This is a genomic window from Pseudomonas sp. NPDC096950 (assembly GCF_044762525.1).
Classification (GTDB): domain Bacteria; phylum Pseudomonadota; class Gammaproteobacteria; order Pseudomonadales; family Pseudomonadaceae; genus Aquipseudomonas.
The window spans coordinates 1-1292 of sequence record NZ_JBIWEL010000066.1; the positions used below are offsets into that span (position 1 = coordinate 1).

The 1292-nt window shown below is 54.1% G+C and carries 1 pseudogene; it reads left to right on the forward strand.

The features are described 5' to 3' along the window. Positions 1-54: 54 nt before the first annotated feature. Positions 55-1284: pseudogene (locus ACIQY3_RS34390) on the forward strand (elongation factor G); the annotation flags it as partial. Positions 1285-1292: the final 8 nt, after the last annotated feature.

A 1292-nucleotide genomic window follows, 5' to 3' on the forward strand; every position in this document is an offset into this window, starting at 1 on the left:
GCTGTCTCGCACTACCGCTTCTAATTTTAGCGTCACTAATTTTGCGAGGGCTTTATGGCTCGTACTACACCGATTAATCGCTACCGTAACATTGGTATCGTTGCTCACGTGGATGCTGGTAAAACCACCACCACCGAGCGCGTCCTTTTTTACACTGGCAAAAGTCACAAAATGGGCGAGGTGCATGACGGCGCCGCGACCACAGACTGGATGGTGCAGGAGCAGGAGCGTGGTATTACCATTACTTCTGCTGCCATTACCGCCTTCTGGCAGGGTTCCGAGAAGCAGCACAAAGACCAATACCGCTTCAACGTCATCGACACCCCGGGCCACGTTGACTTCACTATTGAAGTTGAGCGTTCCCTGCGTGTTCTCGACGGCGCGGTTGTTGTGTTCTGCGGCACCTCGGGTGTTGAGCCTCAGTCGGAAACCGTATGGCGTCAAGCCAACAAATACGGCGTTCCACGTCTTGTTTACGTACACAAGCTGGAGCGTGCTGGTGCCAACTTCCTGCGCGTGATCGGTCAGATCAAGCAGCGTCTGGGTCACACTCCGGTGCCAATCCAGTTGGCTATCGGTTCCGAAGACAATTTCCAGGGTCAGATCGATCTGATGGCCATGGAAGCTGTTTACTGGAATGACTCCGACAAAGGCATGGTTCCAGTTCGTAAGCCTATCCCTGCTGAACTGCAGGAACTGGCTGACGAATGGCGCGGCAACATGGTTGAGGCTGCAGCCGAAGCCAGCGAAGAGCTGATGAACAAGTACCTCGAAGGTGAAGAACTCACCAACGAGGAAATCAAGGCCGCTCTGCGTCAGCGTACTATCGCTGGTGAGATCGTTCTGGCTGTTTGCGGTTCTTCCTTCAAGAACAAGGGTGTTCCCCTGGTTCTCGACGCCGTTATCGACTACCTGCCTGCGCCTGTTGATATTCCTGCCATCAAGGGTACTGACCCGGATGACGAGACTATCGATCTGGAGCGTCATGCAGACGACAATGAGCCGTTCTCGGCTCTGGCGTTCAAGATTGCTACCGACCCATTCGTGGGTACCTTGACCTTCGTTCGAGTTTACTCGGGCGTGTTGGCCTCCGGCGACGGCGTGATCAACTCGGTTAAAGGCAAGAAAGAGCGCGTGGGTCGTATGGTGCAAATGCACGCAAACGCCCGTGAAGAAATCAAGGAAGTACGCGCTGGCGACATCGCGGCCTTGATCGGCATGAAGGACGTCACCACTGGTGAAACTTTGTGCAACGCTGACAAGCCAATCATCCTGGTTCGCATGTAATTAAT